The organism is Streptomyces sp., assembly GCF_031178505.1.
Taxonomy (GTDB): Bacteria; Actinomycetota; Actinomycetes; order Streptomycetales; family Streptomycetaceae; genus Streptomyces; species Streptomyces gulbargensis.
The window spans coordinates 1-5055 of sequence record NZ_JAPSIW010000532.1; the positions used below are offsets into that span (position 1 = coordinate 1).

5 protein-coding genes and 1 pseudogene are annotated in these 5055 nt (G+C 74.3%); 3 read left to right on the plus strand and 3 right to left on the minus strand.

Going from position 1 to position 5055, the window contains the following annotated elements; genetic code table 11:
* Window positions 1-134: 134 nt before the first annotated feature.
* Together RIF68_RS27035 and RIF68_RS27040 are read right to left on the minus strand one after the other, a co-directional pair.
* Window positions 135-1007: an undecaprenyl-diphosphate phosphatase gene (locus RIF68_RS27035; RefSeq protein WP_309053913.1), complete on the minus strand. Its 873-nt coding sequence runs from the start codon at window positions 1005-1007 to the stop codon at window positions 135-137.
* A gap of 81 nt (window positions 1008-1088) precedes the next feature.
* Window positions 1089-1559, minus strand: coding sequence for a helix-turn-helix domain-containing protein (locus RIF68_RS27040; protein ID WP_309053914.1), 471 nt, complete (start codon window positions 1557-1559; stop codon window positions 1089-1091).
* Between the two features lie 117 nt (window positions 1560-1676).
* On the opposite strand from RIF68_RS27040, the gene RIF68_RS27045 reads away from it, so the two are divergent.
* A complete protein-coding gene (locus RIF68_RS27045; protein ID WP_309053915.1) occupies window positions 1677-2846 on the plus strand; it encodes a thiolase family protein in 1170 nt (389 codons plus the stop codon).
* A 289-nt stretch (window positions 2847-3135) separates the two neighbouring features.
* On the opposite strand, the gene RIF68_RS27050 is transcribed toward RIF68_RS27045, so the two are convergent.
* Window positions 3136-3948, minus strand: coding sequence for a VTT domain-containing protein (locus RIF68_RS27050; protein WP_309053916.1), 813 nt, complete (start codon window positions 3946-3948; stop codon window positions 3136-3138).
* Window positions 3949-4047: 99 nt separating this feature from the next.
* Between RIF68_RS27050 and RIF68_RS27055 the strand changes: the two genes are divergently transcribed.
* Entirely contained in the window at window positions 4048-4809 is a 762-nt protein-coding gene (locus RIF68_RS27055) for a DNA alkylation repair protein (RefSeq protein WP_309053917.1), read from the plus strand.
* Window positions 4806-5055: pseudogene (locus RIF68_RS27060) on the plus strand (hypothetical protein); the annotation flags it as partial. The gene RIF68_RS27055 and the pseudogene RIF68_RS27060, both read left to right, overlap by 4 nt.

The following is a 5055-nucleotide window of genomic DNA, read 5'->3' on the forward strand; positions in this document are numbered from 1 at the left end:
GACGCCCGGGACGCCCTGCTCACCCACGAACTGTGCGAGCGGGTCGTCCGCGAGGCCCTGGCCCAGGCCTCCTGAACCGGGCGCGCCCCGCGCGCGGGCGGCGGTTCAGCGGGCCGGCGCCGGGCGTTCGGCCGTCAGCCGGCGGACTCGCCCGCGTGCGGGCTCAGGACCCCCATGCCGACCAGGACGAACAGCAGGATGCCGAGCAGGATCCGGTAGATCACGAACGGCATGAAGGACTTCGTGGTGATGAACTTCATGAACCAGGCGATCACCGCGTAGCCGACCACGAAGGCGACGACCGTGGCGAAGATCGTCGGCCCCCAGGAGACGTGCCCCTCGCCCGCGTCCTTCAGTTCGTACGCGCCCGAGGCGAGCACCGCGGGGATCGCGAGGAGGAAGGAGTACCGGGCCGCGGCCTCACGGGTGTAGCCCATCAGCAGGCCACCGGAGATCGTGGCGCCGGACCGGGACACGCCGGGGATCAGAGCCATCGCCTGGCAGACGCCGTAGATCAGTCCGTCCCGCACCCCGAGGTCCTTGAGCGTCTTGCGCTCACGGATGGCCCGGTGCCGGCCGCCGGCCTCGTCGCGGGCGGCGAGCCGGTCCGCGACGCCGAGGACGACGCCCATGACGATGAGGGTCGTGGCGATCAGCCGCAGGTCGCGGAAGGGGCCCTCGATCTGGTCCTTGAGCGTGATGCCGAGGACACCGATCGGGATCGAACCGACGATCACCAGCCAGCCCATCTGGGCGTCGTGGTCGGAACGCATCGCCTTGTCGGTGAGCGAACGGGACCAGGCCGAGACGATCCGCGCGATGTCCTTGCGGAAGTAGATCAGGACCGCGGTCTCCGTACCGATCTGGGTGATCGCCGTGAAGGCCGCGCCCGGGTCGTGCCAGCCCGCGAAGGCCGCCGTCAGGCGGAGGTGCGCGCTGGAGGAGATGGGAAGGAACTCCGTCAGCCCCTGGACGAGTCCGAGGATGAACGATTCGAACCAACTCATGGGGCTAGGGCCGTCCCGTATGTACGTGTGCGGTCAGAAGGTCGAGCGCAGCGTACCGTCCCGAGGTGAACGCCCCGGTGATCAGGACGCGCCGGGCTCCACGGGCCCCGCCGTCGTCCAGCCGGGCGCCCGGACGTGGTGGCGCAGGCTGTCGCGGCCGGCCTCCCCGCCGCAGTGCGCGCAGACCAGACGGGGACTGAGGACCTCGCCGCAGTCGTGTTCGAGGACGACCGGGCGGTCGTCGGCGTTGAGGTGGCGGTCACCCCAGGCCATGAGGGTGACCAGGACCGGCTGGAGCTCCTCGCCGGCCGCCGTGGCCCGGTACTCGAAGCGCGGCGGGCGGGCGCTGTACGGCACCTTCTCCAGGATCCCGGCCTCGACGAGCCGTTTGAGGCGGGCCGTCAGGATGTCGCGCGGGGCGCCCGTGTTGCGGGCGATCCGGTCGAAGCGGCGGACGCCGAGCGAGACCTCGCGCAGGACGAGCAGGGCGTACTTCTCGCCGACGAGCGCGAGGGTGTCGGCGATCGAGCAGGGGCGGGGGGCGGCCTTCATGGCGCCAGCCTAGGGCAGCACCCCGGTGAGGGTTTGAAAATCCAACGCACAGGGATATGTTACCGGTGCGTCTACATCCAGTTTTCCAACTCAGCCTCTCCGAGTCAGGAGCGTCCCATGCGTGACGCCGTCGTCGTCGAAGCCGTCCGGACCCCCATCGGGAAGGGCAAGCCGGGAGGCGCCCTCTCCCACGTCCACCCCGTCGCCCTTCTCTCGCACACGCTGCGCGCCCTCATGGACCGCACCGGGCTCGATCCCGCCCTCGTCGACGACGTCATCGGCGGCACCGTCGACCAGGTCGGCGAACAGGCCATGAACACCACCCGCTACGCCTGGCTCGGTGCCGGACTCCCCGAATCCGTGCCCGCCACCACCGTCGACCGGCAGTGCGGCTCCTCCCAGCAGGCCGTCCACTTCGCCGCGCAGGGCGTGCTCTCCGGCGCGTACGACATCGCCGTCGCCTGCGGCGTCGAGTCCATGAGCCGGGTCCCCATGTGGTCCAACGTGCCGCCGGGTGCCGACCCCTTCGGCCCCGGCGTCGCCGAGCGCTACCCCGGAGGACTCGTCCCCCAGGGCATCAGCGCCGAACTCATCGCCGCCCGGTGGTCCCTCGGCCGTGAGGTCATGGACGACTTCGCCGCCGGCTCCCACGCCAAGGCGGCGCGGGCCTGGGAGGCGGGCCTCTTCGACGGCGAGGTCGTCCCGTACGAGGACGTCCGCCGCGACGAGTCCGTCCGGCCCGCCACCACCCCGGACGTCCTCGCGAAGCTCCGCCCCGCCTTCGAGGACCCCGGCTTCGCCGCGCGTTTCCCCGCGATCGACTGGAGCGTCACCGCCGGCAACAGCAGCCCCGTCAACGACGGCGCCTCCGCCGTCCTCGTCATGGCGGCCGACACGGCCCGCGCCCTGGGCCTGCGCCCCCTCGCCCGGCTCCACAGCTTCGCCGTCACCGGCTCCGACCCGCTCCTCATGCTGACCGGCGTCGTCCCGGCCACCGAGAAGGTCCTGCGGCGCGCCGGGCTCGCCCTCGACGACATCGACCTCTTCGAGGTCAACGAGGCCTTCGCGAGCGTCGTCCTCGCCTGGCAGCGGGAGACCGGCGCCGACCTCGCCAAGGTGAACGTCCACGGCGGCGCCATCGCCCTCGGCCACCCTCTCGGCGCCAGCGGCACCCGTCTCACCACCACCCTCGTCCACGCCCTGCGGGCGCGGGGCGCCCGCTACGGTCTCCAGACCATGTGCGAGGCCGGCGGCCTCGCCAACGCGATGATCGTCGAGGCGCTCTGACGCGGGGAACGGGGCGGGACGGACGCGGGCCGCCGCCGCGGAACAGGGCCCGGGGGGAGCGCACCCGGTTCGACGCCGCCGGACCCGGGTCCCCGGGCCGGCGCGGCCGTACGGGGTCCGGCGCCGCGCCCCGCGAGGGGAAGGGCGGCGGTGCCCCCCCGCAGCGCGTCGGGGCACGTTCAACCGTCGACCGCGTACCGGTGCGCGCCCCCGGGTGCGCGCCTCGGGGCCGGCGCCCGTGAGGGGAGTGCCGGCCGGCGGACCCGGTACGGCAGGGGGTCCCGGCTCTCTACCCTCGCGCCTGCGCACCCGTACCCGCGAGCGGCGCCGGCGGTACGGAGGTGGCCGGCAGGTCCGGAGCCGTCGGTGCGGCGCCGCGTCGGCGCAGGCCGCGGCGGAGACCGGCGCCCAGGTGGTGCCGCTTGCGCCAGGCGACGACCGCCGCCGCCAGGCCCGACAGGCCGATGAACCCGGCGGAGACGAGGAAGGCGGGCGAGTCCGGCGAGCCGGCCTGCGCGCCGGCCACCACGTAGGCCGCCGTGTTCGGCACCGTGCCGAGCGCCGTCGCCAGCAGGAACGGCACGTACCCCATCCGGGAGACCGCCGCGGCGTAGTTGGCGGCGGCGAACGGCACCCCGGGGAAGAGACGGATCGCCAGCATCGACCGGAATCCGTGCCGGCTCAGCTGGCCGTCCGCCGCCGTCAGCAGCCGGCCCCGCAGCAGCGGCCGCAGCGCGCCCTGTCCCAGGACCCGGCCGAGCGTGAAGGAGAGGCCCGCGCCCAGGACCGTCCCCGCCACGGCCGCCGTGAGCCCGGCGGCCGAGCCGAACAGGGCCCCGGCGGCCAGGTTCAGCACCGGACGCGGGACGAAGGCCGCCGTGCACGCCCCGTACGCGAGGGCGAAGAGGAGAACGGCGCCGGAACCGGTGGCCTGCGGCGGCGGCCCCGAGGCCAGCAGCCGCTGCGGCTCGTACAGCACCACCAGGGTCGCCGCGCCGAGCAGCATCAGCGCCAGCAGCGAGAGCCGGGACCGGGGCGAGAGGAAGAGGCGGGAGCAGCGGACGGCGAGGGAGCCCGGCGGCCGGGGGGCGGGAGCGAGCATCCGGGGAGCGTAACGGACACGCCCGTATGATCGCCGTAACGTGCGTCATGTCCGGCCGGGCCGGGGCCCGGAGCGCACCCGCGCCGAGAGGGGCCCACGATGACCCGCCCACCGACCGCCGCCGGTCCGGGGCCCGCGGTTCCCGGCGCCCCGGACAGCGCGCTCGCCGACACGCTCCTGGACCGGCTCACCACCGTCTACCCGGCGGCCGGCGACCCCTTCCGGGCGCAGGAGATGGTCGCGTACATGAAGGGTGTCGTGCCCTTCCTCGGCATCAGGACCCCCGAGCGCCGCGCCCTGTCCCGCACCGTCCTCGACGGCACCCCACCGCCCGGCGAGAACGACTGCGCCGCCGTCGCGCTGCGCTGCTTCGCCCTGCCGGAGCGCGAGTACCACTACTTCGCCGTCGACTACCTCCGCCGCCACGTCCGCCGCTGCTCCCCGGCCTTCCTGCCGGTCGCGCGCCGGCTCGTCACCACCGACTCCTGGTGGGACACGGTCGACCACCTGGCCGCCCACGTCGTCGGCGGCCTCGTCGCGGCCGATCCCGCGCTGGCGGGCGAGATGGACCGGTGGATCGAGGACGACGACCTGTGGGTCGCCCGTACCGCCCTCCTCCACCAGCTCCGCTTCAAGGCCGCCACCGACGCCGACCGCCTCTTCGCCCACTGCCTGCGCCGGGCCGCCGACACCGACTTCTTCCTCCGCAAGGCGATCGGCTGGAGCCTGCGCGAGTACGCGAAGACGGCCCCGGCCGAAGTACGCGCCTTCCTCGCCGCCCACGGCTCCCGCCTCTCCCCGCTCTCGGTCCGCGAGGCCCTGAAGAACCTGCCGCCGTTGCCGGGGGAGGGCCGGGAGTGATCACGCAGGGGACGCGTCTCACCGGCGTGTGCGCCATCTGCGGGGGCATGCTCGTCCGTGACATCGGCCAGTTCTTCGACCGTGGTCTGCTCCGCTGGGGTGTCGAGGCGGGCTGCGCGGACTGCGGGGACGGCCGGTGCGAGCAGGGGACCGGGCCCAAGACCCCGGAGGACATCCGGCAGGCGCTGCTGCGTGCGCACGGTGCCGCGCGCCTGTGCCTCGTCCCCGACGGCGCGCCGCAGCGCG

Bases quoted from the DNA above. Each gene is read 5' to 3' on its own strand.
- RIF68_RS27050 (WP_309053916.1), bottom strand. From the start codon at position 3,948: ATGCTCGCTCCCGCCCCCCGGCCGCCGGGCTCCCTCGCCGTCCGCTGC.
- RIF68_RS27040 (WP_309053914.1), bottom strand. From the start codon at position 1,559: ATGAAGGCCGCCCCCCGCCCCTGCTCGATCGCCGACACCCTCGCGCTC.
- RIF68_RS27045 (WP_309053915.1), top strand. From the start codon at position 1,677: ATGCGTGACGCCGTCGTCGTCGAAGCCGTCCGGACCCCCATCGGGAAG.
- RIF68_RS27035 (WP_309053913.1), bottom strand. From the start codon at position 1,007: ATGAGTTGGTTCGAATCGTTCATCCTCGGACTCGTCCAGGGGCTGACG.
- RIF68_RS27055 (WP_309053917.1), top strand. From the start codon at position 4,048: ATGACCCGCCCACCGACCGCCGCCGGTCCGGGGCCCGCGGTTCCCGGC.